We start from the raw sequence: 26357 nt of genomic DNA, 5'->3' as shown, positions 1-26357 counted from the left end.
CTTTAGACCCCGCGTCTTTAGACCCCGCGCCTTAGACCCCGCGCGACAATGCGGCGACGCCGGTGCGTGCGATCTCGCACAGACCCAGCGGGCGCATCAGATCGGCAAAGGCGTCGATCTTTTCGGGCGTGCCGGTCATCTCGAACACAAAGCTCTCCAACGTGGAATCGACCACATTGGCGCGGAAGATCTCGGCCAGCCGCAGCGCCTCGATCCTGTGATCGCCCTTGCCCGCCACCTTGATCAGCGCCAGTTCACGCTGAACGCTCGGTCCTTCGACGGTCAGGTCGTGCACCTCGAAAACCGGAACCAGACGGCCAAGCTGCGCCTTGATCTGCTCGATCACGTGCGGCGTGCCGCGTGTCACGATGGTGATGCGGCTGCGGTGGCCTTCATGGTCCACCTCGGCCACGGTCAGGCTGTCGATGTTGTAGCCCCGGCCCGAGAAAAGCCCGATCACGCGTGCCAGCACACCGCTTTCGTTGACGACCGTCACAGCCAGCGTATGGCTCTCGATCACCTCGGTGAAGGGGTCGCGCAGATCATAGGCAGAATGGCTCGTCGAGCCGCGTTTGATGTTGAGCGCCGTCATGGGGCTCCCTTTCATTCTGGCAAAAATACCTTGGGGGTGTGGGGGCATGGCCCCCACATGTCGGGTCACACCAGCACCGCTCCGCCGGCCTTGATCACGCCCTGCGTCTCGGCCTCGCCCAGAAGCATCTCGTTATGGGGCTTGCCCGAGGGGATCATCGGGAAGCAGTTTTCGTGCTTCTCGACGAGGCAATCGAAGATCACCGGGCCGTCATAGCGGATCATCTCCATGATCGCGTCATCGAGGTCTTTGGGGTCGCTGCACTTGATGCCCTTGCAGCCAAAGGCCTCGGCCAGTTTCACGAAATCCGGCAGGCTTTCCGACCAGCTGTGCGAGTAGCGCTCGCCATGCAGCAGCTCTTGCCACTGGCGCACCATGCCCAGACGTTCGTTGTTCAGGATGAACTGCTTCACCGGTGCGCGGAACTGCATCGCGGTGCCCATTTCCTGCATGTTCATCAGCCAGCTTGCCTCGCCCGCCACGTTGATGACCAGCGCCTCAGGGTGGGCGATCTGCACGCCGATCGAGGCGGGCAGGCCGTAGCCCATCGTGCCAAGGCCGCCGCTTGTCATCCAGCGGTTCGGAGCCTCAAAGCCCAGATACTGCGCGGCCCACATCTGGTGCTGGCCAACCTCGGTGGTGATGTAGCGATCCATGCCTTTTGTCAGCGCCTCCAGACGTTGGAGCGCATACTGCGGCTTGATGGTCTTTTCGCTGTTCTTGAAGTCGAGGCAGTTGACGGCCTGCCACTCCTTGATCTGCGACCACCACTTAGCAAGGCCTTCCTTGTTCACCTTGCGGCCGCGCGATTTCCAGATGCGCAGCAGGTCTTCCAGCACATGACCCACATCGCCCAGGATCGGCACATCAACGCGGATCACCTTGTTGATCGAGGAGGGGTCGATATCGATATGTGCCTTCACAGAGTCGGGGCTGAAGTCCTTGACCCGGCCGGTGATGCGGTCATCAAAGCGCGCACCGATGTTGATCATCAGATCGCACCCATGCATGGCGAGGTTCGCCTCATAAAGGCCGTGCATGCCCAGCATGCCCAGCCAGTTCCGCCCCGACGCCGGATAGGCGCCCAGACCCATCAGGGTCGAGGTGACCGGAAAGCCCGTGGCATCCACCAGTTCGCGCAGAAGCTGGCTTGCTGCGGGGCCCGAGTTGATCACGCCGCCGCCGGTATAGAAAACCGGCCGCTCGGCCTTCTCCAGAAGCTCCACCAGGCGGGTGATCTGGTCGATATCGCCTTTCACCTTGGGCTGATAATGCGAGGTCTTGACCCGTTCGGGGGCGGTGTATTCGCCGGTGGCGAACTGCACATCCTTGGGAATGTCGACAAGCACCGGCCCCGGACGGCCCGTCGTCGCCACATGGAAGGCAGTGTGGATGGTCTCGGCCAGGCGCTCGGTCTCTTTCACCAGCCAGTTCATCTTGGTGCAGGGACGGGTGATCCCCACGGTATCGGCTTCCTGAAAGCCGTCGGTGCCGATCATGAACGTGGGCACCTGACCCGAGAGCACCACCAACGGGATGGAGTCGAGCAGCGCATCGGTCAGGCCGGTCACCGCGTTGGTCGCACCCGGGCCAGAGGTCACCAGCGCCACGCCCGGCTTGCCGGTCGAGCGGGCATAGCCTTCGGCCATGTGGATCGCACCTTGCTCGTGGCGGACAAGGATGTGGCGAATGTCGTTTTGCAGGAAGAGTTCATCATAGATCGGAAGCACGGCGCCGCCGGGGTAGCCGAAGACGACCTCCACCCCCTGATCCTTCAGCGCCTTCACGATCATCTTCGCACCGGACATGGTGCCCGCATTCGCCTTGGTCATGTTCTCTTCCTCTGTGCCGCAAGTTGCCGCGGCTGGCTTGGGCCTATGAAAAAGCCCCCGGAGTTTCCTCGGGGGCGCATGGGGAACCGGATGGTCAACCGTCACCGGCCCATGCGCGTGATCCCTACGATGACAAGAAGCGACGACATTCCGCCTACCCCATGAGTTTCGATAGAGCCGGACCTTATGGGGGCTGTCCGGGGCCGTCAATGGCAAATCGGCGCCAAAAGTGTCGCAGGGGTGAGAAATATTGAACTATTATTGCGTCTGTTGGGCTTGTTCTGGGAATAAATGCAAATGTTGGCGGTGAATCAGGTTTCCAATGGCAAGATTCGGCGGCCGAGTCGGCCTGACTCAACGTCATCGCTTGCCGCAGTGCGGCGTCTGTCTGTGTGGAAAGTCGCTGTCCGGTTGCGACGCGTTGCCGATCAGTCGGCGGTGCCGCGTGCCTCGGGCAGGGCGATCCGGGCGACCTGCTCGGCAATCGGATCGACCGAAAGCGGGTGCAGTTCTGCCGTATGATCGTCGGGCGCGCCGATGTCCTGCCAGGCTCCGCCCTTGTAAATCTCCAGCGCGCCGAAGCGGGCCTTGTACCCCATCTTGCGGCTGCCCGGCACCCAGTAGCCAAGGTAGACGTAAGGCAGCCCCGCCTCGCGCGCGATCTCGACATGGTCAAGGATCAGATAGGTGCCAAGGCTGTCGTTCTGCAGGTCGGGCTCGTAAAAGCTGTAGACCATGCTCAGCCCGTCATCGAAGACATCGGTCAGGCTGACAGCGGCAAGCTCGGACCTGCGTCCGCCATCGCGGGCAGGACGGGAGTATTCGATTACCCGACTGCGGATCGGCGTTTCCTCGATCATCGCGGCGAATTCGAAGATGTCCATGTCGGCCATCCCGCCGTCGGCGTGGCGTTCGTCCAGATAGCGACGGAACAGGGCATACTGGTCTTCGGTAGCCCATGGGCTGGTCGCGTTCCGGCGCAGGTCGGCATTGCGGCGCAGGATCTTGCGCTGCGTGCGGTTGGGCTGGAAATCAGCGACCCGGATGCGCGCCGAAAGGCAGGCCGAACATTCCGCGCAGGATGGTCGATAGAGCACGTTCTGGCTGCGCCGGAAGCCCTGTTTCGACAGCGCATCATTCAGGCGCTGTGCGTGTTCCCCTTGAAGCGCGGTGAACAACTTCCGCTCCATCCGGCCATCCAGATAGGGGCAGGGTTGCGGAGCTGTCACGTAGAACTGAGGCGCTATAGGAAGCGTATGACGCATGGATGCCAGCCCGTGCCATGGGTGAACGGAGGCAACGTTAGCAAGCAGGACGCCTGTCGCCAAGCGCCCTGCAACAAATTTCTGCGAGCCTGCTGGAGCTTGACCGGAGATCAGACCCGATTGATGGCAACCGTGCCCAGAACATGGTCGGTCAGGCCCTGTCCGCGGGCCGAGCCGAACATCAGGAACACCGACAGGATCTGTACCAGCAGTGTGCCGATCGACAGCGTGTAACCCAGCGTGTGCAGGAAGGCATGGGCCAGATCGAAATTCTCACCCTCGCGCGTCAGGAACTGGATGTTCATCATCCGCATTCCGGGGGTGGCCGAGCTGCCCGCGAGCGTGAAGACGCGATAGAGGAAGCTGACGGTCAGGAATACAAGTGGCAGGATGAACAGCCCGACACCTACCGTCAGAACAACGATCACCGCCGTGATGAGCGCGATCAGGATGGTGTCGATGATCCAGGCGAAGCCACGTTTCAGCGTGACACCCTGGTAGAATTCGGCGTGTGTCACCGGATCGGGCAGGCGTTGGTCCGTGGGCAGGGCATACATGGCGGTCTCTTTGCGCATAACTGGCTATAGATGGGGCGACGGGCGGGGGATGCAATGCCCCCCGCCCTGAAAGATCAGGCGGCAGGTTCGGTCACGGGGGCGGCGGCCTTGGTGGCGCGCTCGTCCATGAAGCGGTCGAATTCCTGCTTGTCCTTGGCTTCGCGCAGGCGCTGCAGGAAGGATTCAAAGGCTTCCTGTTCGTCTTCAAGGCGCTTCAGTGTTTCCGACTTGTAGGCGTCAAACGCGGTATTGCCCGAGCTGCGCCAGGCGGCGTGATGGTGCGAACGACGATGACGGCAGAACATGCTGTGGTCCTCCTGACCAAAGGTGTGGCGTTTGAACTTTCCGGCGAAGATCATGTAGCCAAGCGTGGCCAGACCAAGCGGCCAGAACAGGACAAAGCCCAGCACCATGGTAATGATCCAGGCCGGGCGGCCGCGCTGGTCAAGCCAGGCTTCGGCGCGTCTCAGCGGATTGGGGCGGCCGCCCATGATGGCGGCGGGTTGTGCGGTATGCATCGGCGGTCTCCCGGTTCGAGTTCAATGTGAATGTCCTTCACATGATCGAAGATGGGAGGGCGCTACGATCGACGCAAGAGGTGATGTGAAAGATTTTTACATTAATGCGCTGCCGAGCGCGACATCAGGTTTATCACCAGAACACCTGCCACGATCAGCACCATCCCGAACATGGCCCAGGGGTCCAGCGCCTGCCGGAAAAGCACGAAGTTCAGTCCGGCGACAAAGACGATGCCAAGCCCGCTCCACACAGCATAGACGACGCCCACGGGCAGCGATGAGGTAATGATCGACAGGCAATAGAACGAGACCGCATAGCACAGCGCCGTGCCCAGCGTTGGCAGTGGGCGGGTGAACTGCGCAGTCTGCGCAAGCAGGGTCGTTCCGACCACCTCGAGCAGGATTGCAACGCCAAGGAGGGAATAGAGGACGGTAGGCGACATGGCAGGTCTCATTCGGCAGAAATGGCAGCGGGATGGGTCAGGGCGAGCAGGCGCTGGAACAACTGGTCGGGTGGTTCGGTGCGCGTAGTTGCCTGCAAGGTCGAAAGCCAGTAGCCGTCGGTTGCAAGCCGCACCACGTCCAGATCCGGACTGGTGTCGGTATCGGCATGGCGGCGCAGGCGGTCGTTCATCCAGTCGGCCCAGATGCGGGCGAGCCCCGGATCGGCCACCGCCGAGATCGACAGCGATGTCCAGGGCGAGGCACTTCCGCGCGGGGCGAAGGTGCAGGTGACATAGGCACGGGTAAAGGTACCATAACCGCCCACATCGCGCGCCAGCACCTCGTCGATCTCTTCATCGATGCGGGCGATCAGGTCGGCGCAAAGCGCCTCGATCAGCCCCTGTTTCGACCCGAAGTGATGAAAGAGCGCGCCCTTGGTCACGCCGGCCGCCTCGGCCACGATGGGCAGCGAGAGGGCGGCCATCCCATGCGCCAAGGCCTGCGCCGCCGCCGCATCCAGCAGGGCGCGGCGCGTCTGATCAGGTGTCTTGGGACGACGATGGGCGGCGGTCATGGCAACATACCTCTCGGAATGTTTGATCCATACCGCAAGGTATGTTTTGGGTCAAGAAAAATACCTTCCGGTATCTTTGCGTCACGCGGTGAAGTCCGCGACGCGGGCCGATGTGATGCGCAGCAAGTCTTGCGGGGCGATCGGGAAGATGTGGCGGGGCGTGCCCGCCGCACCCCAGATCACCGGAAAGTCCAGAAGCCTCGGGTCAAAGAACTCGGGCGAGGGGGTCAGGTGGCCCACCGGGCTGACCCCGCCGATGGCAAAGCCCGTCACGTCGCGCACCTGTCGCGCATCCGCGCGGCCCAGAGGCTCACCCGCAAGGGCCGATGCCTTGGCCGTGTCCACCTGATTTCCCCCTGCCGTAAGGAACAGATACAGACGCGACGACGTCTCACCGGCGAACAGGATGGATTTGACGATCTGGTCCAGCGCGCAGCCCGCGGCATCGGCCGCCTGTTGGGCGGTGCGGCAGTCGCCCATCTCCAACGGGCTGGCGGGGATGCCTGCGACCTCAAGGGCGGCAACGACGCGGGCGAGGGATTTCGACAAAGGAACTCTCCGTCAGCAGCAGCGATCAGGAAGATGCAGGCAGGCCCGGCGCGTCGATCGCCTTGGCAAGCCGGTTCAGGCGGTTGCGCTTAAGCAGCGCCTTCAGCGAGACAGGCGCACCCGCGCGACGTTCGGCCTCGGCATGCAGGTCATGGATAATGGCGCCCATCTTGTCAGGCGCGCGCGACCACAATTCCCACAGGAAGCCGTCGGGGTCGCGGCGGTCGAGTTGTTCTGCCTGCAGAACATGGCGCGGAAAGTCCACGGCATTGAACGTCAGGATCGCATCGGCGCCCGATCCGATGGCGCAGGCCAGCACATGCAGGTCGTTCGGATCCGGCAGGATGTGCTGCGCCTCGATATCCGGGCGGGCGCGCGCCATTGCGCGGGGAAAGGCCACCCGCATGGCGCGGGCATCCATCTCGGCATCTGCGACGGCATCAGGCCCAAGGCGCAGGGCCGCGCGCTGCCATTCCTCGATGATGCGGTCTGACCAGACAGGCTCGAACATCCCCGCCTCGGCCGCCCGCAGCAGCAGCGAGCGCAGGACGGACGGAAACAGGACGCAAGCGTCAAGGACGACGCGCATCAGTCCAGCCGGAAGACCAGCGACTTCAGATAGCCGCTTTCGGCAAGCTGCGGCAGCAGCGGGTGGTCTGGTCCGGCAAAGCCGGTGTGCAGGATCTGCCCGCGCCGTCCAGCCCGCCCAATGCCGCGCGCCGAGGCGTTGCGGAAGCTTGACAGGTCTGCGGCATGTGAGCAGGAGCAGAGGATGAGATACCCGCCCGGTGCAACCAGCGGTGCGGCAAGCCGCGCAATCCGTTCATAGGCGCGAAGGCCCGCCTCAAGCGCGGGCTTGGCTGGCGCAAAGGCGGGCGGGTCGCAGATCACTAGATCATATCGTGCGCCTTCGGCCCCAAGTGCCTCGAGCACCTCGAACGCATCGCCCTGCCGGGTGGCAAAGCGATCGGCCACACCACTTGCAGCGGCGCCTTCGGTCGCAAGGGTCAGCGCCGCGGCCGAGGCATCGACGGCAAGCGCGCTTTCCGCGCCGCCCGCCAGCGCCGCAAGGGCAAAGCCGCCGACGTGGGAGAATACATCAAGCACCCGCGCGCCCTTGGCCAGTCGCGCGGCAAAGGCGTGGTTCGGGCGCTGGTCGTAGAAGAGGCCGGTCTTCTGCCCGCCCATCACATCGGCCATATAGGTGGCGCCATTCATCAACACCGGAATCGGGCCGGATACGCCGCCGGCCAGCACGGTGGTTTCCTCGGGCAGACCTTCCAGGCTGCGCGAGCGGCCGGTGCCGTTCTTGATGACCGTCGTCACCCCCGTCACCTTGCGCAGTGCTGCGGCGAGGGCGTCGATATGTGTCTCGGCCCAGGCAGCATTGGGCTGGATCACCGCGGCATCGCCGAAACGGTCGATCACCACACCGGGCAGGCCATCCGCCTCGGCATGGATCAGGCGATAGTAGGGGGCGTCGAACAGGCGTTCCCGCAGATCCAGCGCACGCGTCAGCCGCGCCGCAAACCAGTTCTCATCGATCACCGCCTCGGGGTCGCGGTCGAGCATCCGGGCGATGATCTTCGATTTCACATTGACTGTAACAAGGCCGAGCGGCCGCCGCTCGCCATCCTCCAGCACGGCAAGGGCGCCGGGGGGCAGAGATTGGGTGCGCCGGTCGGTGACCAGCTCATCCGCGTAGACCCACGGAAAGCCATGGCGAATGGCGCGGGCCTCGGCCTTGGGTTTGAGGCGGACAACCTTGCGCAGGTCGGCAGAGGGCATATCGGTCATGGTCGGGGGTCCTGTGGTCCGGCAGATACTTCGCCTTAGCCGTTTCTGCCCGCCGCGGAAACCCCCGGAAGCCAAAGGTTGACGATGCCGCTGCATGGGCGCAGGCTGTTTGCGGGTGGCCGTGATGATCAAATTTTGGGGATTTGTGGCCATCAGGGTTGTTAGCGCTAACGGTTGCTGGTAAAAAGAAGCTAGCCGCAGCCAACGGAGCCCGCCATGACGCTGAATTCAACCATCGCCCGTGTGACGGACCGCATTCGCAACCGGTCGCAGGTGCAGCGGGGCGAATATCTCAAACGCATGGGTGACGCGGCCGCCTCGGGACCGGCGCGTGCACATCTGGCCTGTGGAAACCAGGCCCATGCCTATGCGGCGATGGGGGCCGACAAGGCCGCCCTTGCCGAAGGGCGTCTGCCCAATATCGGGATCGTGACCGCCTATAACGACATGCTCTCGGCCCATCAGCCCTATGAGGTGTTTCCCGAACTGATCCGAACGGCTGCGCGCAAGGCGGGCGCCACGGCACAAGTTGCGGGCGGCGTGCCTGCGATGTGCGATGGCGTGACGCAGGGCCAGCCGGGGATGGAGCTTTCGCTTTTCTCGCGCGACGTGATTGCGCTCGCGACCGGGGTGTCGATGAGCCACAATACCTTTGATGCCGCACTTTACCTTGGCGTCTGCGACAAGATCGTGCCGGGTCTGATTATCGGGGCTGCGACCTTCAGCCATGTTCCGGCGGTCTTTGTCCCCGCGGGGCCGATGACCAGCGGCATTCCGAACGATGAAAAGGCCAAGGTCCGTCAGCAGTTCGCCTTGGGCGAGGTCGGCCGCGACAAGTTGATGGAATCCGAGATGGCCAGCTATCACGGCCCCGGAACCTGCACCTTCTACGGCACGGCAAATACCAACCAGATGCTGATGGAGTTCATGGGCCTGCATCTGCCGGGCGCGAGCTTCGTGAACCCTAACACGCCATTGCGTGAGGCGCTGACCGTCGCCGCCGTTGAGCGTGCGGCCCAGATCACGGCGCAGGGCAACGACTATCGTCCGGTGGGCGAGATCCTTGACGAGCGTGCCTTCGTGAACGGACTTGTCGGGCTGATGGCAACGGGGGGGTCGACCAATCTGGTGCTGCACCTGCCGGCCATGGCGCGGGCGGCGGGCATCATCCTTGACCTTGAGGATTTCTCGGACATTTCGGATGTCGTGCCCTTGATGGCGAAGGTCTATCCCAACGGTCTGGCCGATGTGAACCATTTCCACGCCGCTGGCGGGCTGGGCTACATGATCGGCCAACTGCTCGATGCGGGTCTCTTGCATCCCGATGCCAAGACCGTGGCGGGCGACGGGCTTGACCTCTATCGCCAAGAGCCCAAGCTGATCGACGGCAAGCTGGAATGGCAACCCGGCTCGGCCGAGACGCTGAATGACAAGATCCTGCGCCCGGCGACAGACCCGTTTGCGAAGACTGGCGGGCTGAAGCAACTGACCGGCAATCTGGGGCGCGGCGTCATCAAGGTTTCCGCCGTTGCCCCCGAACGCCATGTGATCGAGGCGCCCGCCCGCATCTTCCACAATCAGGACGACGTGAAGCGCGCCTTCAAGGCGGGCGAGTTCACCACAGACACTGTGGTCGTTGTGCGCTTTCAGGGGCCGCGCGCCAATGGCATGCCCGAGCTGCATTCGTTGACACCAATGTTGTCGGTTCTGCAGGACCGCGGGCTGAAGGTGGCGCTTGTCACCGACGGTCGCATGTCGGGGGCCAGCGGCAAGGTTCCTGCAGCAATCCATGTCGCGCCCGAGGCTGCGATGGGTGGCCCGCTTGCGCGGCTGCGTGACGGCGATATCGTTCGCCTCGATGCGGTTGCTGGCACGCTGAGCGTTCTTGCTGACGGTTTTGATACCCGCGAGCCTGTGGTGGCCGACCTGTCCGGCAATACCCATGGCATCGGGCGCGAGTTGTTCGAGACTTTCCGCCGCACCGTGGGCAACGCGACCGAGGGGGCCTCGGTCCTATTCTGACATATGCCGCCGGGGCATTGACCCCCGGCGCGCGCCGCCCCAAAACGCCCCAGACTGCCCTTGCGTCAGGACAACCGCCGGGTCCGCCCGGACAGCAGGAGAAGAAGATGACCCCCGCCGAAGCCTCTGTCAAAGCCGCCGAGATTTGCCACCTTGCCCCCGTTGTCCCCGTTCTGGTGATCGAGGAGCTGGCCCATGCAAAGCCATTGGCGCAAGCCCTGGTGAAAGGCGGCCTTCCCGCGCTGGAAGTCACGTTGCGCACGCCGGTCGCGCTGGACGTGATCCGCGCCATGGCCGAGGTTGAAGGCGGTGTGGTGGGGGCCGGCACATTGCTGACGCCTGCCGATGTGAAGGCCGCCAAGGCTGCGGGCGCCACCTTCGGCGTCTCGCCGGGGGCGACCGACCGGCTGCTTGACGCCTGTGAGGAATATGACCTGCCGCTGCTTGCTGGAGCTGCCACCTGTTCCGAGGTGATGGCGCTGATGGAGCGTGGCTATACCGTGCAAAAATTCTTCCCGGCGGAATCAAACGGGGGGGCGTCTGCGCTGGCCTCGATCGGGGCGCCGCTGCCGCAGGTCAGTTTCTGCCCGACGGGTGGCATCACGCTCGCCAAGGCGCCGGAGTATCTGAAGCTGAAAAACGTCCTCTGCGTCGGCGGAAGCTGGGTCGCGCCCAAGGCGCTGATGCAGGCGGGTGACTGGGCGGGGATCGAAAAGCTTGCGGCCGAGGCCGCCGCCCTGCCGCGCTGAGGCTTAGATGGGGGGCCTTGGCCCCCCGCTTTATGCGCCCAGCCTGCCGGCGCGACCACCACGCCGACCTGTGGGTGGCGGGGTCTTGAGCGCTTCGGTCAGCACCTGCGTCATCGGATGGTCCGATTGGCTGCCATAGCGGTCAAGCAGCGCCTGTAGCGCCATTGTATTGTCGATCCCCACTGGCAGGCCGATGGCCCAGTCGATGAAGATCGACCGGCATTCGGCATCCGAGATACCCTCTATCGCATAGCTTTCGCGGATCAGCCCCTTCGGGTCGGCCTGTTCAGCTTGCATCGACATCCCCCATGAACCTGTCGATCACGGCTGCCGCCTCTGCCACGGCGGCATCAAGCCGTTCGGACAGCGTGTCGGCATCTGCCGCGCCGGTTTCGCGCACCAGAAAGGCCCGTCCGCCCTCGCCAATGCTGGCAAGATCGAGCCGACCTGCGGTCAGAAGGCGTGTGCCTGCCTGAAGCCGCCAGAGCAACCTGTAGGCACCAAGCAGGGCCGTCTCGTCGGAAACCGACAGATCGCCGCCTTTCACGCCAGCCAGCAGTTGCTGTTCGACCCTGCGGGCCGGACTTGCGCTTCGCAGGCAGGCGGTCTGCGCCAGCAGTTCGATATCCATGATGCGGCCTGCGCCATTCTTGGCCTCCCACGCGCCGGACGGGGGTTTGGCTGCCTGCAGGCGGCCCCGCATCTGTGCGACATCGGCGATCACGCCTTCGCCCTTTGACTTGGCCTGCAAGACCTCGCGCCGTATCGCCTCGACGTCTTCGGCAAGGGCCGGGGTCCCGGCGAGGCTGCGCGCGCGTGTGAGCGCAAGATGCTCCCAGGTCCATGCCTCATCCATCTGGTAGGCGCGGAAGCTTTGCAGAGAGGTGGCAACAGGCCCCTGACGGCCCGAGGGGCGCAGGCGCATATCGACCTCGTAGAGCCGACCCTCGGCTGTTTGCGCGGTCAGCGCGGTCACCATGGCCTGCGTCAAGCGGGCGAAATAGGGGCGTGTGGCAAGGGGTTTGGGGCCGTCACTGGTCTCAACGCCTTCGGCGTCATAGATCACGATCAGGTCCAGATCCGACCCAGCATTCAAACGACCCGCGCCCAGACTGCCCATGCCGAGAACGACCGCGCCGCGACCGGGGGCAGGGCCATGCTTGCGGGCAAACTCGGCCCCCACCACAGGCCAGAGCGCGCTGACCACCGCCTCGGCCAGATCGGCATAATCCTTTCCGGCCTCAAAGGCATCAATCAGCCCGCGCAGGTGATGCACGCCAATACGGAAGTGCCATTCCTTCATCCAGCGGCGGGCGGCGTCGAGCTTGCGTTCATAATCGGGTGCATCCGCCATGACCTGCGCAAGCTCGGCCCGCAATTGCGCTGTACCGGGCCATGGCGCCCAGAAACTGCCGCCGATCACCGCATCCAGCACCCCGGCGTTGCGGCTGAGATAGCTTGCCAGGGCGGGCGTGGTGCCCGCGATATCGACGATCAGGTCAATGAGAACCGAGTTGGCGTCGAACAGCGCAAAGAGCTGCACCCCGGCCGGAAGCCCGGCCAGAAACCCATCCAGAGCGAGCAGCGCCTCATCGGGGTTCGCCGCTCGGCCCAGCGATTTCAGAAGCGTGGGCCGCAAACGTTTGAAAATCTGGATCGCACGCTCCGACCGCAGCGCCGGATAATTCCGCCATCCCTCGACGATGGAGCGGGCACTATCAGATAGCTCGGGTCCGGTTTCGGCGGGGGCGGGGGCAAAGAATCCTTCGGTCAGCGTGTCGGTCCGGCGCAGCCGCTCAAGCAGCCCTTCGCGGAACCGGGCCACATCGCCCTCGCCGCTGAAATGTGCAATGCGCGCGATGCCTTCAGCAGAGGTAGGCAGTGAATGGGTCTGGTTGTCGGCAACCATTTGCAGGCGATGCTCCAGTTCGCGGTGCGCGCGGTAGAGCGTGGTCAGCTCCTCGGCCACCTCGGGCGGAACCCAGCCCTTCGCCGACAATGCTGCAAGCCCGCCCACCGTTGTGCGGTCGCGCAGGCTGGGGTCGCGCCCGCCGGCGATCAGCTGCCGGGTCTGGGTGTAGAACTCGATTTCGCGGATGCCGCCCTGACCGAGCTTCATGTTATGGCCTTCCAGCGTGATCGGCCCATGCAGCCCTCGGTGGTCCCGGATTCGCAGCCGCATGTCATGTGCATCCTGAATTGCCGTAAAATCCAGATGCTTGCGCCAGACAAAGGGGGTCAGCGCCTTCAGGAATCGCTCACCCGCCGCAATGTCACCGGCGGCGGCGCGCGCCTTGATATAGGCCGCGCGCTCCCATGTGCGGCCTTGCGCCTCGTAATAGGCCTCGGCCGCTGCCATCGAGATGCAGACGGGCGTTACGCTGGCATCGGGGCGCAGGCGCAGGTCCGTGCGAAAGACATAGCCCTCGGCGGTGATGTCGGACAGAAGCGACGCCATCTTCCGCGTGACGCGGATGAACGACGTGCGGGCCTCCTGCCAGTCTGCGCCGTATCGGTCCTGATCGAACAGGCAGATCAGGTCGATGTCGGACGAATAGTTCAACTCGCCAGCGCCGCCCTTGCCCATGGCCAGCGCCACCATCCCTGCGGCGGTCTCGGCATCCTCGGGCTGCTGGCCGGGCAGCTTGCCGCGCCGAATCTCGTCGGCAACCAGTCGGCGCAGGCATTGGTCTACCGCCGTGTCGGCCAGCAAGGACAGGGCGCCCGTCACCTCTTCCAGACGCCAGACGCCCCCCAGATCCGCCAGCGCGGTCAGCAAGGCCACGCGGCGCTTGGCCTGACGCAGGCCGCTCGCCAATGCATCCAGGTCCAGCGCGCGGGCGGCGCGGACGGTCTCGTCCATGGCGGTTTCCGGCGCGCCTGCCAGGGCCTCGCGCAGCCAGCCCTCTTCCTTTTCCATCAGCCCGGCAAGATAGGGCGATGAGCCCGCGGTCCCCTCCAGAAGATCACACAGTTCGGGCGAAAGATCGCTGAAGCGCGCGCGCATGTCAGCGCCGCGGGCGGGATCAAAGGCAAGGGGCGTACGGGTCAGCCGGGAGGCGAAGGGCGCAACTGTCATGGCCAGACCTTGGCCGGGCGCAAGGGCGCCGTCAACGGGGGCCGGGCGCAAGGGCGCGATCAACGGGCGGAAGCGTCGCTTGCACCGGGGCGCAGCCAGCGCGCCTCGTTCCCCTCGATCGCCGCGACGCGGTCGGGGGTCGGGGGGTGCGACATCAGCCATGCAGGCGGGCTGCCTTGCGCCCCCGTCAAGCGTCCGAGTTTGGCGAGAAGCGATTTCTGCGGCGCCGTGCCGATCCCTGCCTTGATGAGCAATGCCGAGGCATAGGCGTCGGCCTCAAATTCGTCCCGGCGCGACAGGCGGGCCATCAGGGCCGCCGATACCATCTGCGCGATCCAGATCCCGATGAAGGGGATAAAGCGGGCCAGAAGGGCGGTCAGCATGACGAAGACAGCATTCGCGCCCGTAAAGTCGATCATGCGCCGCCGGGTGTGGCCGAGGGCGACGTGCCCAAGTTCATGCGCGATGACCGAGGCGATCTCGTCCGCCGAAACAAGCCCCGCGCGGAACTTGCGCAAAAAGCCCTCGGTCAGGAAGATGCGCCCGTCTGGCGCAGCAAGTCCGTTGACCGGATCGACCTGAAACACGTGCACATGAATGCTTGGCAGATCGAGGGCACGGGCCAGACGCTCCAGCACGGGCTGAAGGCCGGGTTCGCGCAAGGGGCGCGAGTTCTGGTCAAGCATCTTCTGCGTCCGCCAGACCGAGAAGCGGTACATCAGAAACGCATAGATCAGCGCAAGAAGGATGGGCGTGAGCTTCAACATGCGACTGATATGGTCATGCTGTGGCGTCCGGCAAAGGGGTCAGCCCTCTCCACGCTCGCGCCGCGCAAGCGCCACAAGCCAGGCGCCCAGAACCACGACCGCCGTACCAGTAGCGACCAGCCCCAGAACCGAACCCAGAAGGTCAGAAGCTGCCGAAAGGTTGCCCGCGAAGTACCAGCCCATGAGCACATAAAGGCTGCACCAGACCACCTCGCCCGAGACGCCCCAGAAGGTGAAGGGCACCCACCGCTGCCGCAATGCGCCCGAGAGCAGGTTCACATAGGGCCCGAGCGGCGAGAACAGCCAGCGTGAGAGGAAGACGGCAATGCCTCCGCGCGCCTCCATCATCCCTTGGGCGCGCAGGATCAGCGGCGCGCGGGCGCCGCCCGACAACCGCTCGACCAATGTCGTGCCACCGGCCCGCCCTATGCTGAACCCAAGCTGATCGCCCACGACGGCGCCCAGAATTGCGGCCGCCATGACCTGCCACAGCACCAGATCGCCCGAGGCCGCAAAGCCACCTGCCGCCAGCATGACGACAGAGGCTGGCATGGGCAGGGCGAGGCAAGAGGCAAAGGTGACCAATGCGATCAGCCAGAGCCCATAGACCGGCACCAGACCTAGGAACCAGTCGGTCACGGGGATTGACCCTCGGTCTGGTGGCGCGCAGCCTCTTCCTCCAGCATTTGCTGTACGGTGGATTCAACCAATGTGACAATCTCGGCGACCGGGACGCCGCGTTCGGTGGCGATGTCTTTCAACGTCAGCGGCTTGCCCTCGGGAATGGGCAGGCCGGCACGTTCGTCGATCTCGCGCGGGTCGAGGCCCCAGCTTCGCCCGACATAGCCCACGGTCATCCAGGGCATGACCTGTTCCTGCTGGTGCTGCGACCACCAGACGGTGCGCCAGACGATCTTGCCGGTGAAGAAGAGTGCAAGTGACAGCGCGACCAGAAAGGCCGCCACCAGTCTTGGATGCCTGCGCCACAGCGTTGTCATCGCAACTCCTTGATCCCGCGCGCGATCCCCTCAAGCGTCATCGGCACCATATGCCCGCCAAAGATATCACGGATCAGCCGGATCGATTGGGTGTAGTGCCAGTGGTCTTCGCGCACAGGATTGATCCACAGGTGGTTGGGCCATTGGGTGCAGGCGCGCTCAAGCCAGACCTGCCCGGCCTCGGGGTTCCAGTGTTCGTTTGCGCCGCCGGGATGCAGGATCTCATAGGGGCTCATCGAGGCATCACCCACGAAAATCGCCTTGTAGTCCGGGCCATAGGTCCGAAGCACCTCCCATGTCGGGGTCTGTTCGTTCCAGCGGCGGGCGTTGTCGGTCCACAGCCCCTCATAGAGGCAATTGTGGAAGTAGAAGTGCTTCAGGTGCTTGAACTCGGCCCGCGCTGCGCTGAAGAGCTCGTCCATCACGCGGATATAGGGGTCCATGCTGCCCCCCACATCGAGGAACAGCAGCACCTTCACCGCGTTCCGCCGCTCGGGCCGGGTCTGCACGTCGAGCCAGCCATGATCGGCGGTCGCGCGGATGGTGCCGTCGAGATCCAGCTCCTCGGCCGCACCGTCACGCGCCCATCTGCGCAGCCGGCGCAGCGCCACCTTGATGTTGCGCGTGCCCAGCTCGACCCGGTCGTCAAGGTTGCGGAAATCGCGACGGTCCCAGACCTTGACCGCGCGCTGATGGCGGCTTTCGTCCTGACCGATCCGAACCCCCTCGGGGTTGTAGCCATGGGCGCCAAAGGGCGAGGTTCCGGCGGTGCCCACCCACTTGTTGCCGCCCTGATGACGGCCCTTCTGTTCAGCGAGGCGTTGGCGCAGCGTCTCCATCAGCTTGTCAAAGCCGCCGAGGGCCTCGATCCGGGCCTTTTCTTCGGCGGTCAGGTGCTTTTCGGCCAGCTTCTTCAGCCAGTCACCGGGCAGGGCGATGGCTTTCAGCACCTGATCGGCGCTGATCGCCTCCAGCCCCTTGAAGGACTCCGCAAAGGCGCGGTCAAAGCGGTCGAGGTGGCGCTCGTCCTTTACCATGGCGGTGCGCGCGAGGTAATAGAACCCCTCGGCGTCGTAGGTGACCAGACCGGCGGCAAGGCCCTCCAGAAAGGCAAGATATTCCTTCGGCGAGACCGGCACGCCCTGCCGGCGCAGCGTCTCGAAGAAGGGCAGGAACATCGGTCAGGCCATGCGCGCGATCGCGATGCTGGCAATCATGCCGATCACCGCGAAGAGGATGGCAAAGCCCGCTGCCCATTGTGCCATGTCAAGGCGCGAGCCGCCGTGCTGCCGCGCCCGAAGCGCCCCGAGTAGTGCGCCAAAGATTGCGGCGGTGATGACGATCATTCTTCCTCCTGCCCGGAACGGGTATCTTGCGGCGGGCTGACGGTCGCGCTGTTGCTACGCCCGATCACGGCCACATCCTGCAACAGCTCTGCCGCCGCATCATCGCCAAAGCCATAGCGCGCAGGACCGGCACTGTCGAGGCGCAGCGCCTTGGCCGCCTGATGCTGCCCACCGCGATCCAGCGCTTCGGCCTTGATCAGGATCAGCGTGGCAAGCAGCGCCGAGTTCCCGGCATCACGGGCCACGGGGATTGCGCCATCGGCAATCTCTATCGCCAGAGAAAGGGCGTCTGCCGCCAGCGCAATTGCGGCCAGTTGCATGTCCACATGCGCGGCATGGATCTGTGCGTCGGGCAGGCGGGCATAGATCTTGCGGGCATCAAGCAGGTTGTCCCATGCGGCCTTCGGGTTGCGGCCCACCAGCAAACGTCCGTTCAGAAACAGCGAGAAGGCAAGCCGGCCATCCTTCCAGCCCTCAGCCCTGGCGATCCGCAGCGCATGGGCGGCGGCGGCCCTGCGCTGCGCAACCGGGTTCTGCCGGTCCGTCGCGCGCGAGATCGCGCTGTGCCAGATCTGGGGTTCGGGGCCGCCCGAATGGGCGGGCGGCGCGCTCTCTCCAGCCGGATTCAACTGTCGCAGCAGATCGGGCAGCAAAGCGGCCACCTCGCTGCGCCGCATGCCGGATCGCAACTCGGGCCCGGTGTAGATCCGCAGGACCAGCATATCGAAGGTGGTCAGCGTGTTGTGAAAGTTGTCATCGTTCAGAATGCTGTCCGGCAACCGGTAGAGGTCGTTCAGCGGGCCTAAGGCTTGCGCCAGTTCTTCATGCAGGCAATCGCGCACTTCCTGCGGAGTGGAATCCGAGGGCAGGAAGACTGCGATCCGCTGGCGCTGCCCAAGGCGCGACCAGTCGAGCTGCCGGGTGCCACGCGCCGCCAGATACCCGGCCCAGTCCGACACGCCGGGCACGACAAAGCAGGCTACCTCTGGCATCGCCTCGGTGATCTGCGCATGCGGCACGAACGAGATGGTGATTGCCGCCGGACCGTTGACTCGGTGCAGATCCACCCCGGCCTCGGCCCGCAGACGACCGAGGAGGGCGTCAAGGTCTTCCGAGGCAAGCGGCGGGGCAGGCGGGACAAGCCTGACCGTGACTGGCCCCTCGAATCGCGAAAGGACGGGCAGGTGGCGGCCGCTTTCAAGCCGGAACGAAAGGTCGAGGAAATCGCGCGCAAGTTCCGTATTGGCGCGTGTCACGCCTGCCACGGGTTCCGGCCGCTCCGTGACCGGCTGGTGCCTGTCATCCGGCGCGCAGGCCGCAAGGGCAAGGCAGACGATCCCGAACAGATATCTCATACCGCCATCTGACCCGAGCGCGCGCGCCAAGTCGAGCCATCGCGGAAGGCGGATGCGATCACACCCGCCCGCGTGACGCAAATGCCAGACGTTCAAACAGATGCACGTCCTGTTCGTTCTTCAAAAGCGCACCGTGCAGGCGCGGCAGAAGGCTGCGGGCATCACGCTTCAGGTCCTCGGCGGTCAGATTCTCGGCCAGCAGCAGCTTCAGCCAGTCCAGCACCTCCGAGGTCGAAGGCTTCTTCTTCAGCCCCGGCGTTTCGCGAATCTCGTAGAACTGCGTCAGCGCGGTAGTGAGGAGTGATTCCCTGATACCGGGGAAATGCACATCGACGATGGCGCGCAGCGTGTCGGCATCCGGAAAGCGGATGAAGTGGAAAAAGCAGCGCCGCAAAAAGGCGTCGGGCAGTTCCTTTTCGTTGTTCGACGTGATGATGACGATCGGGCGATGGCGTGCGCGCACCGTCTCGGACGTCTCATAGACGTGGAACTCCATCCGGTCGAGTTCCTGCAAAAGGTCGTTGGGAAACTCGATGTCGGCCTTGTCGATCTCGTCGATCAGAAGCACCACGCGGGTGTCGGCCTCGAACGCCTGCCAGAGCTTGCCCTTGCGGATATAGTTGCGCACGTCATGCACGCGCTCGTCGCCCAACTGACTGTCGCGCAAACGACTTACGGCATCATACTCGTACAGACCCTGCTGCGCCTTGGTGGTGCTTTTGATGTTCCATTCCATCATCGGCAGGCCCAGGCTTTCGGCAACCTGGCGCGCAAGTTCTGTCTTGCCTGTACCCGGTTCGCCCTTCACCAGAAGGGGGCGTTGCAGGGTGATCGCCGCATTGACCGCGACGGCCAGATCGTCCGAGGCGATGTAGCTGGAGGTTGATCCGAATTTCATGGTTTGTCCGCGGTCGGTGCAATCTGTGGTGGGGGCACCCTAGTGTCGGCACGAAATCATCGCAACTGCTAGTGACAAAGGTATCAGCTTCCGTTACGAGGGCCGCACCAGGCGCGCCGCTCGGCTTAGGCTGGCGCGGTCGCACGAGTGGAGTGCTGCGATGAAGGCCGAACTATTTCTCCCCGATGATTACCGCCCTGCGGAAGATGAACCGTTCATGAATGAACGCCAGCTGGAGTATTTCCGGCGGAAATTGGCGATCTGGAAGCAGGAACTGCTCGATCAAAGCGCGGAAACCATCGACAACCTGCATGAAAGTGCCCGCAACGTCCCCGATCTGGCAGACCGCGCCAGCGAAGAGACCGACCGCGCGCTTGAACTGCGTACACGCGACCGCCAGCGCAAGCTGATCTCCAAGATCGATGCCGCGCTGCGCCGGATCGAAAATGGCGAATACGGGTACTGTGAGGTTACCGGCGAGCCGATCAGCCTGAAACGGCTGGATGCGCGTCCGATTGCCACCATGACGCTCGAGGCGCAGGAACGGCACGAACGGCGCGAGAAGGTGCATCGCGACGAGTGACCGCGACCTTGCAGCGCAGTTGTGCTGCGCGGCAAGCTGACAGATTGTCGTGCCGGGCCGGGGCAAACCCCGCGCCCGGATTTTTTTTGTCCGGAGGCTTGAGATGGGGCAGATCGAAGGGCGCGAGGTTACGGTGCTCGGGGCAGGGGTCGCGGGCCTGACCGTCGCCCGGGCTCTTGCGATGCGCGGCGCGCGCGTCACTGTGCTCGAGCAGGCCGAGGCGATCCGCGAAGTGGGCGCGGGTTTGCAGATCACGCCAAACGGTGCAGCCGTGTTGCGCGCCCTTGGTCTTGAAACACGGCTGAACGAGGTCGGGCCGAGGGCGCAGGCCGTGCATCTGTGCGACGGGCGTGACGGGGCCAGCGTGCTGCGCATGGATCTGGCCCGCCTGCGCCCGGATCTGGGCTGGCATTTCATGCACCGCGCCGATCTGATTGACCTTCTTGCCGAAGCCGCGCGCGCGGCCGGTGTGCAGATACGGCTGTTGCAGCGGGTCGCGCAGGTTGATCTTTCGGGGCAGATCCCGGTCATTGAAACCGGTGTGGGCGAACGCATATCGGCACCACTGGTGATCGGGGCGGATGGGCTCCATTCGATGCTGCGCCCCGCACTGAACGGCGCGTCGCGACCCTTCTTCACCGGTCAGGTGGCCTGGCGCGCCGTGATTCCGGGCGACCCCTCCGACCCGGCAATCGCCGAGGTGCATATGGGCGATGGGCGGCATCTGGTCAGCTATCCCCTTCGAGGCGGGCTTCTGCGCAACATCGTGGCCGTCGAAGAGCGGCGGGACTGGGTCGAAGAGGGGTGGAACCTGCGCGACGATCCCATGGCGCTGCGTCTGGCCTTTGAGGAGTTCGGGCCGCGTGTCATCGGCTGGCTTGAGCAGGTGGAACAATGCTGGCTGTGGGGGCTGTTCCGCCATCCGGTCGCGGCCGTCTGGGGCAGGGCGCTTCCCAAGGGATGTGCCGCCATTCTGGGTGACGCCGCGCATCCGACCCTGCCGTTTCTGGCACAGGGCGCCAATATGGCGCTTGAGGATGCCTGGGTGCTGGCACAGATGCTTGATACGCACGGACCTGGCGATGCGGCGCTTGCGGCCTACCAGTCTGCGCGGGCCGAGCGTTGCACGCGGATCGTGGCTGCCGCAAACCGGAACGCGCGCGCCTATCATCTGTCGGGCATCGGGCGCGAGATTGCCCATGCGGTGCTGCGCATCGGTGGGCGGATCGCACCGGGGGCAGGTCTTGCCCGGTTCGATTGGGTCCACGGGTTCGACGTCACCCGCGGTTGATCGCCAGGATCAGGTGTCGAGCTCGATCCAGACCGGTACGTGATCGGAGGGCTTTTCTCCGGCGCGCACGTCACGATCGATGCCTGCATCGCGCAGAAGGTCAGCCGCCTGCGGGCTGAGCAGCAGATGGTCGATGCGGATGCCGTTGTTCCGCTCCCATGCGCCGGCCTGATAGTCCCAGAATGAATAGTGCCCCGGCCCCGCATGCCGGGCGCGGAAGGCCTCTGTCAGTCCAAGGTTCAGGATCTGGCGGAAGGCCGCGCGGCTTTCGGGCAGGAACAGCGCATCGCGCGCCCAGGCCTCGGGGCGGGCGGCATCCTCGGCCTGCGGGATGATGTTGTAGTCGCCCGCAAGGACCAACGGTTCCTCCCGGTCCAGCAAGGTCTGCGCATGCGCGCGCATCCGGCGCATCCAGTTGAGCTTGTAGCCGTATTTCCCGGTGTGCAGCGGGCGGTCAGCTGCGTCAAACTCAACGGGGTTTCCGTTGGGCAGATAGAGCGCGCAGAGCCGAACTGCGCGCTTGTCGCCCATTACGGTCGCCTCGATCCATCGGGCTTGCTCGTCGCTGTCGTCGCCCGGAAGCCCGCGCGAGACATCCTCAAGCGGCAGGCGTGAGAGGATCGCCACCCCGTTGAAGCTTTTCTGGCCGTGGGTTTCCACGCGATAGCCCATATCCTCGAAAAGCTCGCGCGGGAAACCTTCGTCAACCGTCTTGATCTCCTGCAGCGCCACGACATCGGGGCGCGCCTCTGACAGCCAGCGCGGCAGCGCCTCGATCCGCGCGCGGATGCCGTTGATGTTGAACGTGGCGATCTTCATGGCATCCCTCCGCTGGCCAACCTTTGTCAGGTCGGTGACCGGTTTTCTCTATCGCCGCTGGCCAGCGGCATGGCAAGGGCCGGTATCCTTTCCCACCCCTGCTACCCAGGCCGGAAGGCGCGCGAATCGGCATAAATCTAGGGTTGTGTGCATAAGTGCGTGTCACGCGTCGGTGGATTAAACGCACCCCGACGCGGACTTTGGCCAAGGTCATTGGCTTACCCGGCAAAGCTGATGTGGACAGGTCTGCGAACAACCTGTGGATGCAAAATCGTTTGTAAAAACAACTGTCAAGCGCAACGCTGAGGGGGTCTTTCCACCCAACCGGAGTGTTGAACCATGACTGCCCTTCGCAAGATTGCCCAAGAAACCATCGTCGACACCGCGCTCGACATGACCATGGGCCATGCGGCCGACCTGATGCCCTGCTCCAACATCGAAGGCGGCGATATGCTGGCTGGTGGGGATGTTGCGCTGATGCCCTGCTCGAACGTCGAAACCGGGATTGCGGCTGACCTGATGCCCTGCTCGAACATCGAGGGCGGAGATATGATCGGCGGCGGCCATGCGGCCGTGATGCCCTGCTCCAACTGATCCAGCGCCTGCCGCCAGACTGAACCGGCTGCGACCCGGCGTCTGGCGGGGCACAGCGCAGGCCGGGCGAGAAGAACACGATGTCAAATGTGATCCGCCTTGCCTTCCGCTCGCAGAGCGCGCGCCCCCTGTCGCAGGACGGGGGGCTGCATCGCCTTCTGGAAGCCTTCGCCTTACATCGGCGCCGGACGGGCGATCCGTTTTGGCTGAAGGAAAACGCCGAGGTGCTGGGCATCCTTGCGGCGACCGGGGCGCGGGTGCCTGTGGCAGCACTTGCTGTCTATCGCCCGTTTCTGGATGAGGCCGCAGATATGCTGGCCTTTCATCCGCAGTATTATCGGCTGATCCTGAATGTTGTCGTGAATCTCGAAGCCTTGGGAATGCCCACGGGACTCTCCACCCGTATGGCTGAATGGATCATCACCGAGGATTGGCCAGCAAGTGAGGTGAACGACCTTCAGCGCGCCGAGGTGCGCCATCTGCTGGCCCGCGCCGGACATAAGGTTGAGATGCCGGGGCTGACCGAGCGTCTGCTCGGCTTTGCCAGCCGCCCGCAAACCTTTGCCCTGCCCAACCCGCGGGCGGCCTATGATCTGGTCCATGCGGTGTTCTATCTGGGCGACTATGGCCGCACATCCTTGCAGCTCCCTTCGCAAGTGCTGGAAAGCCTGCACATGCTGGGCTGCCTTGCCCATCTCGACCAGAATGCCGATCTGCTGGCCGAGGTCTGTGTCGCGCTGCGTCACGCCGGGCAGGATCTGCCCGCGCTTTGGGCAGACTACCTAGCCGCCGAGGCTGGAAAGTTCCGTATCGATAGCCGTCCCTGCCCGGATTCCTCGGATGCCTATCACAATTATCTTGTCAGCCAATGGTTGATCGGCACTATGGGCAATGCTGCTTTCACGGAAATCCATGGTTCAGGTCCGATGAGTTTTCGCCTGCCAGTTTTGCACGTATCGCCACTACGTGAATGGTCGCAGGCGCTGCGCGCACTGGGGCCTGCCCGGTCGGATGATTGGGACGCGATGCGCAAGGCCTGCGCGACCAGGGTCAGTGCCCATGCCTTGGCGGTTGCCGATAGCGGGGCGGCAGGTTCACCCGAATTTGCGGCATTCTTCAGGGCCTTCGCGCGTACAGGCGCGATGCCTGAGGGCAGTGCCAGACGGGGCCGCGCATGACGACATTCCCGGCACGGCCAAGGGTCTTGCAGGGGGCCGCCCTTCTTGGGGCGGGGTTGGCAGTTCTCAATACACTGGTCTCTGTCAGCGCAGATGCCTTGGCAAAGGATCTGGTCGCAAGCTATGCCGCGCCGCAACTCATGGCCGGGGCAGGGCTGATTGCAGTGACGATCGGGTTGCTCATGTCGCTCGCGGGCAGTCGTGACATCGTGCTGAGGACCGGGGCGCCCGGTCGCGTGGCGCTGCGCTCAATGCTGGGCGCCATCAGTACGGTGGGGTTCTTTCTGGCCTATCGCGAGTTGCCCTTTGCAGAGATGTTTCCCTTTATCGCGATCCTGCCGATCTTTGCCGCAGTCCTGTCCGGCCCGATCCTGAAGGAACGGATCGGTCTTGCGGTCTGGATTGCGCTGGCCTTTGGCATGACGGGCATGTTCTTTCTGTTCCCCGAGGGTATTCCCGGCGTCACGCGCGGGCACATGCTCGGCCTTGGCGCAAGCCTGACAGGTGCGGCCTCGATCGTTCTGTCACGCGGGATTTGCCGCAGCCACACCCATGCCTTCGCCCAGGTGTTCTACGCCCAGATGGCCTGCGCGGTGCTGGGCCTTTTGCTGCTGCCACTGGTCTGGAAACCGATGCAGACCCAGGACATGGGCCTTCTGGCGCTGTACACGCTGTTCCTGCTGGCCACGCGCTGGCTGATGGTCATGGTCGTGCGTCTGATCCCGGCGCATGTGGCACTGCAGATCGGGAACATCCAGTTCGTCTGGATGGTTCTGGTCGGGCATTTCGTCTTTGGCGAACCGACGGGTGCCAATGTCTGGGCCGGTGCGGGCCTTGTCATCGCCTCTGGGCTCTGGCTGGTGCAGGCCCAAAGACGCGCGCAGAACTCAGAAGGAAAACGACGTTCCGCATCCGCAGCTTGAACTGGCGTCAGGATTGTCGATCACGAAGCGCGCGCCGATCAATTCTTCGGTGAAATCGATGACTGCATTCTGCAGGAAGGGCAGCGACACCGGATCGACCAGAACCCTTTGGCCGTCACGTTCCATCACCAGATCATCGGGCGCGGCGTCGTCGAGGCGGATGTCATACTGAAAACCCGAACATCCGCCGCCCGACACCGCAACACGCAACGGCTTGCGGGCGCCGGTCATTTCCTCGATCTCGGCCAATCGCGCAAAGGCGCGGTCCGTCACGCGGGGGCCAGTGGCGGGCAAGGGGGCAGGGCTGTCGGCCGGAAGCTTCAGGTCCATCTGCGGAATTTCCATATCCTTCATGGGTTTTTCATCATATAGGATCAAGACAGCGTGGCACAAGCCGCCGTTCTGCCTGCCGGATTGAATGACCCAGACTCTTGCTCCCTTCGCCTGCCTGCCCGAAGCTTCGCGCGGGCGCCGCTTTCCCGAAAGCATGTCCACCTTCCGCTCTCCTTTTCAGCGCGACAGGGACCGGATCATCCATTCCTCGGCCTTTCGCCGGCTCAAGCACAAGACGCAGGTCTTTGTCGAACATGAGGGCGACTATTACCGCACCCGCCTGACCCACTCGATCGAGGTGGCGCAGGTTGCACGCACGATTTCAGGCGTGCTTGGCCTGAATACCGATCTGGCCGAATGTATCGCGCTGGCGCATGATCTGGGCCATACGCCCTTTGGCCATACCGGCGAGGACGCGCTGGCGCGTCTGATGGAGCCTTATGGCGGCTTTGACCACAACGCGCAGGCCCTGCGCATCGTCACGCGGCTGGAGCGTCATTACGCCGATTTCGACGGTCTGAATCTGACCTGGGAAAGCCTTGAAGGCATTGCCAAGCACAATGGCCCGCTGACCGGCCCCAACGCCGACCCGAAGCACGCGCCAGACCCCTTGCCCTACGCGCTGGTTCAGGCCAATGCGCTGTGGGATCTTGAGCTTTCCACCCACGCCAGCGCCGAGGCGCAGGTGGCAGCGATTGCCGATGACGTCGCCTATTCACACCACGATCTGCATGATGGTCTGCGTTCGGGTCTGTTTACCGAGGACGACCTGATGGAACTGCCCGTCACCGGGCCCGCGTTCGAACTGGTTGACCGGATCTACCCCGGTCTGGATCGCATGCGTCGCCGGCATGAGGCACTTCGCCGCGTCTTCGGCACAATGGTCGAGGACGTGATCCACGTTGCGCAGAACCGGCTAGATGCCGCGCAGCCAAAATCGGTGGACGAGATCCGCGCGATGGGCACAACGATCATCCGCTTCTCCAAGCCGCTCTATCAGGACCTCAAGGCGGTGCGCAGCTTCCTGTTCCATCGGATGTATCGTGCGCCCTCGGTCGTCGAGGTGCGGGCCAAGGTCACAGCGATGCTGGACGATCTGTTCCCGCTGTTCCTGCGCCAGCCCGAGATGCTGCCCCAGGAATGGCGTGCCGACGTTGAGGCCGCACAGTCCGAGACCGAGCTTGCGCGCATCGTGGCGGACTATGTTGCCGGCATGACCGACCGCTTCGCGATTCAGGAACATGCCCGACTGTTCGGGTCGGACGGCGCGGACTAGGCCGGGCGGACTGGGCCG

The 26357-nt window shown here is 64.2% G+C and carries 29 protein-coding genes; 8 read left to right on the top strand and 21 right to left on the bottom strand.

The window, feature by feature from the left end; genetic code table 11:
• Positions 1 to 31: 31 nt before the first annotated feature.
• The 10 genes from ilvN to FQU74_RS08710 form a co-directional block, all read right to left on the bottom strand.
• A complete protein-coding gene (gene ilvN, locus FQU74_RS08755; RefSeq protein ID WP_146286007.1) occupies positions 32 to 592 on the bottom strand; it encodes an acetolactate synthase small subunit in 561 nt (186 codons plus the stop codon).
• A gap of 65 nt (positions 593 to 657) precedes the next feature.
• On the bottom strand, positions 658 to 2424 hold the full coding sequence (locus FQU74_RS08750) for an acetolactate synthase 3 large subunit (RefSeq protein WP_146286006.1): 1767 nt from the start codon (positions 2422 to 2424) through the stop codon (positions 658 to 660).
• 428 nt (positions 2425 to 2852) lie between these two features.
• Positions 2853 to 3689: an arginyltransferase gene (locus tag FQU74_RS08745; protein WP_146286005.1), complete on the bottom strand. Its 837-nt coding sequence runs from the start codon at positions 3687 to 3689 to the stop codon at positions 2853 to 2855.
• A gap of 110 nt (positions 3690 to 3799) precedes the next feature.
• Positions 3800 to 4246, bottom strand: coding sequence for an RDD family protein (locus FQU74_RS08740; protein WP_146286004.1), 447 nt, complete (start codon positions 4244 to 4246; stop codon positions 3800 to 3802).
• A gap of 74 nt (positions 4247 to 4320) precedes the next feature.
• A complete protein-coding gene (locus FQU74_RS08735; protein ID WP_229704293.1) occupies positions 4321 to 4764 on the bottom strand; it encodes a DUF2852 domain-containing protein in 444 nt (147 codons plus the stop codon).
• Positions 4765 to 4865: 101 nt separating this feature from the next.
• Complete coding sequence (locus tag FQU74_RS08730) at positions 4866 to 5207, bottom strand: DMT family transporter (RefSeq protein ID WP_146286003.1); 342 nt, start codon at positions 5205 to 5207, stop codon at positions 4866 to 4868.
• Between the two features lie 8 nt (positions 5208 to 5215).
• Positions 5216 to 5782, bottom strand: a complete 567-nt coding sequence (locus tag FQU74_RS19710; protein WP_146286002.1) for a TetR/AcrR family transcriptional regulator — start codon at positions 5780 to 5782, stop codon at positions 5216 to 5218.
• 81 nt (positions 5783 to 5863) lie between these two features.
• A complete protein-coding gene (locus FQU74_RS08720; RefSeq protein WP_146286001.1) occupies positions 5864 to 6331 on the bottom strand; it encodes a YbaK/EbsC family protein in 468 nt (155 codons plus the stop codon).
• Positions 6332 to 6356: 25 nt separating this feature from the next.
• Positions 6357 to 6920, bottom strand: a complete 564-nt coding sequence (locus FQU74_RS08715; protein ID WP_146286000.1) for an RSP_2648 family PIN domain-containing protein — start codon at positions 6918 to 6920, stop codon at positions 6357 to 6359.
• Positions 6920 to 8128: an RSP_2647 family RNA methyltransferase gene (locus tag FQU74_RS08710; protein ID WP_170246205.1), complete on the bottom strand. Its 1209-nt coding sequence runs from the start codon at positions 8126 to 8128 to the stop codon at positions 6920 to 6922. The genes FQU74_RS08715 and FQU74_RS08710 overlap by 1 nt, the downstream gene beginning before the upstream one ends.
• Positions 8129 to 8344: 216 nt before the next feature.
• Between FQU74_RS08710 and edd the strand changes: the two genes are divergently transcribed.
• Together edd and eda are read left to right on the top strand one after the other, a co-directional pair.
• Entirely contained in the window at positions 8345 to 10150 is a 1806-nt protein-coding gene (gene edd / locus FQU74_RS08705; protein ID WP_146285999.1) for a phosphogluconate dehydratase, read from the top strand.
• 107 nt (positions 10151 to 10257) lie between these two features.
• A complete protein-coding gene (gene eda / locus FQU74_RS08700; RefSeq protein ID WP_146285998.1) occupies positions 10258 to 10899 on the top strand; it encodes a bifunctional 4-hydroxy-2-oxoglutarate aldolase/2-dehydro-3-deoxy-phosphogluconate aldolase in 642 nt (213 codons plus the stop codon).
• Positions 10900 to 10929: 30 nt separating this feature from the next.
• Here the strand turns inward: eda and FQU74_RS08695 are convergent, their stop codons facing one another.
• Genes FQU74_RS08695 through FQU74_RS08655 form a run of 9 tightly spaced genes read right to left on the bottom strand, consistent with a single transcriptional unit; the run spans position 10930 to position 19342 of the window.
• Entirely contained in the window at positions 10930 to 11196 is a 267-nt protein-coding gene (locus FQU74_RS08695; RefSeq protein WP_146285997.1) for a hypothetical protein, read from the bottom strand.
• The gene (locus FQU74_RS08690; RefSeq protein ID WP_146285996.1) at positions 11186 to 13978 is read right to left on the bottom strand and encodes a [protein-PII] uridylyltransferase family protein; all 2793 of its coding nucleotides are present in this window, start codon (positions 13976 to 13978) and stop codon (positions 11186 to 11188) included. The genes FQU74_RS08695 and FQU74_RS08690 overlap by 11 nt, the downstream gene beginning before the upstream one ends.
• Before the next feature lie 59 nt (positions 13979 to 14037).
• Positions 14038 to 14745: a M48 family metallopeptidase gene (locus tag FQU74_RS08685; RefSeq protein WP_146285995.1), complete on the bottom strand. Its 708-nt coding sequence runs from the start codon at positions 14743 to 14745 to the stop codon at positions 14038 to 14040.
• A gap of 39 nt (positions 14746 to 14784) precedes the next feature.
• Entirely contained in the window at positions 14785 to 15384 is a 600-nt protein-coding gene (locus tag FQU74_RS08680) for a DedA family protein (protein WP_146285994.1), read from the bottom strand.
• Positions 15381 to 15743, bottom strand: coding sequence for a hypothetical protein (locus FQU74_RS08675; protein WP_146285993.1), 363 nt, complete (start codon positions 15741 to 15743; stop codon positions 15381 to 15383). Before FQU74_RS08675 ends, FQU74_RS08680 begins: the two co-directional genes overlap by 4 nt.
• Positions 15740 to 16921 (bottom strand): vWA domain-containing protein, encoded by a 1182-nt coding sequence (locus tag FQU74_RS08670; RefSeq protein ID WP_146285992.1) that lies wholly within the window; start codon positions 16919 to 16921, stop codon positions 15740 to 15742. The genes FQU74_RS08675 and FQU74_RS08670 overlap by 4 nt, the downstream gene beginning before the upstream one ends.
• 3 nt (positions 16922 to 16924) lie before the next feature.
• Positions 16925 to 17089: an apolipoprotein acyltransferase gene (locus FQU74_RS08665; protein WP_146285991.1), complete on the bottom strand. Its 165-nt coding sequence runs from the start codon at positions 17087 to 17089 to the stop codon at positions 16925 to 16927.
• On the bottom strand, positions 17086 to 18444 hold the full coding sequence (locus FQU74_RS08660; RefSeq protein WP_146285990.1) for a DUF2927 domain-containing protein: 1359 nt from the start codon (positions 18442 to 18444) through the stop codon (positions 17086 to 17088). Before FQU74_RS08660 ends, FQU74_RS08665 begins: the two co-directional genes overlap by 4 nt.
• Positions 18445 to 18502: 58 nt before the next feature.
• Positions 18503 to 19342: an AAA family ATPase gene (locus FQU74_RS08655; RefSeq protein WP_146285989.1), complete on the bottom strand. Its 840-nt coding sequence runs from the start codon at positions 19340 to 19342 to the stop codon at positions 18503 to 18505.
• A gap of 160 nt (positions 19343 to 19502) precedes the next feature.
• Between FQU74_RS08655 and dksA the strand changes: the two genes are divergently transcribed.
• Together dksA and FQU74_RS08645 are read left to right on the top strand one after the other, a co-directional pair.
• Positions 19503 to 19925, top strand: coding sequence for an RNA polymerase-binding protein DksA (gene dksA / locus FQU74_RS08650; protein ID WP_146285988.1), 423 nt, complete (start codon positions 19503 to 19505; stop codon positions 19923 to 19925).
• A 103-nt stretch (positions 19926 to 20028) separates the two neighbouring features.
• Entirely contained in the window at positions 20029 to 21216 is a 1188-nt protein-coding gene (locus tag FQU74_RS08645; RefSeq protein WP_146285987.1) for an FAD-dependent monooxygenase, read from the top strand.
• A 9-nt stretch (positions 21217 to 21225) separates the two neighbouring features.
• Here the strand turns inward: FQU74_RS08645 and xth are convergent, their stop codons facing one another.
• Positions 21226 to 22035 (bottom strand): exodeoxyribonuclease III, encoded by an 810-nt coding sequence (xth, locus tag FQU74_RS08640; protein WP_146285986.1) that lies wholly within the window; start codon positions 22033 to 22035, stop codon positions 21226 to 21228.
• 339 nt (positions 22036 to 22374) lie between these two features.
• Here xth and FQU74_RS08635 point away from each other — a divergent pair, with 339 nt between their 5' ends.
• The 3 genes from FQU74_RS08635 to FQU74_RS08625 all read left to right on the top strand — a co-directional run bounded on the left by FQU74_RS08635 (position 22375) and on the right by FQU74_RS08625 (position 24730).
• Entirely contained in the window at positions 22375 to 22629 is a 255-nt protein-coding gene (locus FQU74_RS08635; protein WP_146285985.1) for a hypothetical protein, read from the top strand.
• Positions 22630 to 22709: 80 nt separating this feature from the next.
• Entirely contained in the window at positions 22710 to 23807 is a 1098-nt protein-coding gene (locus tag FQU74_RS08630; RefSeq protein WP_146285984.1) for a DUF6902 family protein, read from the top strand.
• On the top strand, positions 23804 to 24730 hold the full coding sequence (locus FQU74_RS08625; RefSeq protein ID WP_146285983.1) for a DMT family transporter: 927 nt from the start codon (positions 23804 to 23806) through the stop codon (positions 24728 to 24730). The genes FQU74_RS08630 and FQU74_RS08625 overlap by 4 nt, the downstream gene beginning before the upstream one ends.
• Here FQU74_RS08625 and FQU74_RS08620 read toward each other — a convergent pair.
• Entirely contained in the window at positions 24695 to 25060 is a 366-nt protein-coding gene (locus FQU74_RS08620) for a HesB/IscA family protein (protein ID WP_146286252.1), read from the bottom strand. The genes FQU74_RS08625 and FQU74_RS08620 overlap by 36 nt on opposite strands.
• Positions 25061 to 25148: 88 nt before the next feature.
• Between FQU74_RS08620 and FQU74_RS08615 the strand changes: the two genes are divergently transcribed.
• Positions 25149 to 26339 (top strand): deoxyguanosinetriphosphate triphosphohydrolase, encoded by a 1191-nt coding sequence (locus FQU74_RS08615; protein WP_146285982.1) that lies wholly within the window; start codon positions 25149 to 25151, stop codon positions 26337 to 26339.
• Positions 26340 to 26357: the final 18 nt, after the last annotated feature.

It is taken from the genome of Gemmobacter aquaticus (assembly GCF_007859075.1).
In the GTDB taxonomy this organism is placed as follows: Bacteria; Pseudomonadota; Alphaproteobacteria; order Rhodobacterales; family Rhodobacteraceae; genus Gemmobacter; species Gemmobacter aquaticus.
The sequence above is the reverse complement of the archived record's forward strand: the minus strand, read 5'-3'. Positions and strand labels throughout refer to the sequence as shown.

Bases quoted from the DNA above. Each gene is read 5' to 3' on its own strand.
- FQU74_RS08690 (WP_146285996.1), bottom strand. From the start codon at position 13,978: ATGACAGTTGCGCCCTTCGCCTCCCGGCTGACCCGTACGCCCCTTGCC.
- dksA (WP_146285988.1), top strand. From the start codon at position 19,503: ATGAAGGCCGAACTATTTCTCCCCGATGATTACCGCCCTGCGGAAGAT.
- FQU74_RS08695 (WP_146285997.1), bottom strand. From the start codon at position 11,196: ATGCAAGCTGAACAGGCCGACCCGAAGGGGCTGATCCGCGAAAGCTAT.
- FQU74_RS08740 (WP_146286004.1), bottom strand. From the start codon at position 4,246: ATGTATGCCCTGCCCACGGACCAACGCCTGCCCGATCCGGTGACACAC.
- FQU74_RS08750 (WP_146286006.1), bottom strand. From the start codon at position 2,424: ATGACCAAGGCGAATGCGGGCACCATGTCCGGTGCGAAGATGATCGTG.
- FQU74_RS08645 (WP_146285987.1), top strand. From the start codon at position 20,029: ATGGGGCAGATCGAAGGGCGCGAGGTTACGGTGCTCGGGGCAGGGGTC.
- FQU74_RS08660 (WP_146285990.1), bottom strand. From the start codon at position 18,444: ATGAGATATCTGTTCGGGATCGTCTGCCTTGCCCTTGCGGCCTGCGCG.
- edd (WP_146285999.1), top strand. From the start codon at position 8,345: ATGACGCTGAATTCAACCATCGCCCGTGTGACGGACCGCATTCGCAAC.
- FQU74_RS08625 (WP_146285983.1), top strand. From the start codon at position 23,804: ATGACGACATTCCCGGCACGGCCAAGGGTCTTGCAGGGGGCCGCCCTT.
- xth (WP_146285986.1), bottom strand. From the start codon at position 22,035: ATGAAGATCGCCACGTTCAACATCAACGGCATCCGCGCGCGGATCGAG.
- FQU74_RS08730 (WP_146286003.1), bottom strand. From the start codon at position 5,207: ATGTCGCCTACCGTCCTCTATTCCCTCCTTGGCGTTGCAATCCTGCTC.
- FQU74_RS08685 (WP_146285995.1), bottom strand. From the start codon at position 14,745: ATGTTGAAGCTCACGCCCATCCTTCTTGCGCTGATCTATGCGTTTCTG.
- FQU74_RS08655 (WP_146285989.1), bottom strand. From the start codon at position 19,342: ATGAAATTCGGATCAACCTCCAGCTACATCGCCTCGGACGATCTGGCC.
- FQU74_RS08665 (WP_146285991.1), bottom strand. From the start codon at position 17,089: ATGATCGTCATCACCGCCGCAATCTTTGGCGCACTACTCGGGGCGCTT.
- eda (WP_146285998.1), top strand. From the start codon at position 10,258: ATGACCCCCGCCGAAGCCTCTGTCAAAGCCGCCGAGATTTGCCACCTT.
- FQU74_RS08615 (WP_146285982.1), top strand. From the start codon at position 25,149: ATGACCCAGACTCTTGCTCCCTTCGCCTGCCTGCCCGAAGCTTCGCGC.
- FQU74_RS08620 (WP_146286252.1), bottom strand. From the start codon at position 25,060: ATGGACCTGAAGCTTCCGGCCGACAGCCCTGCCCCCTTGCCCGCCACT.
- FQU74_RS08715 (WP_146286000.1), bottom strand. From the start codon at position 6,920: ATGCGCGTCGTCCTTGACGCTTGCGTCCTGTTTCCGTCCGTCCTGCGC.
- FQU74_RS19710 (WP_146286002.1), bottom strand. From the start codon at position 5,782: ATGACCGCCGCCCATCGTCGTCCCAAGACACCTGATCAGACGCGCCGC.
- FQU74_RS08635 (WP_146285985.1), top strand. From the start codon at position 22,375: ATGACTGCCCTTCGCAAGATTGCCCAAGAAACCATCGTCGACACCGCG.
- FQU74_RS08735 (WP_229704293.1), bottom strand. From the start codon at position 4,764: ATGCATACCGCACAACCCGCCGCCATCATGGGCGGCCGCCCCAATCCG.
- FQU74_RS08670 (WP_146285992.1), bottom strand. From the start codon at position 16,921: ATGTTCCTGCCCTTCTTCGAGACGCTGCGCCGGCAGGGCGTGCCGGTC.
- FQU74_RS08675 (WP_146285993.1), bottom strand. From the start codon at position 15,743: ATGACAACGCTGTGGCGCAGGCATCCAAGACTGGTGGCGGCCTTTCTG.
- FQU74_RS08745 (WP_146286005.1), bottom strand. From the start codon at position 3,689: ATGCGTCATACGCTTCCTATAGCGCCTCAGTTCTACGTGACAGCTCCG.
- FQU74_RS08710 (WP_170246205.1), bottom strand. From the start codon at position 8,128: ATGACCGATATGCCCTCTGCCGACCTGCGCAAGGTTGTCCGCCTCAAA.
- ilvN (WP_146286007.1), bottom strand. From the start codon at position 592: ATGACGGCGCTCAACATCAAACGCGGCTCGACGAGCCATTCTGCCTAT.
- FQU74_RS08630 (WP_146285984.1), top strand. From the start codon at position 22,710: ATGTCAAATGTGATCCGCCTTGCCTTCCGCTCGCAGAGCGCGCGCCCC.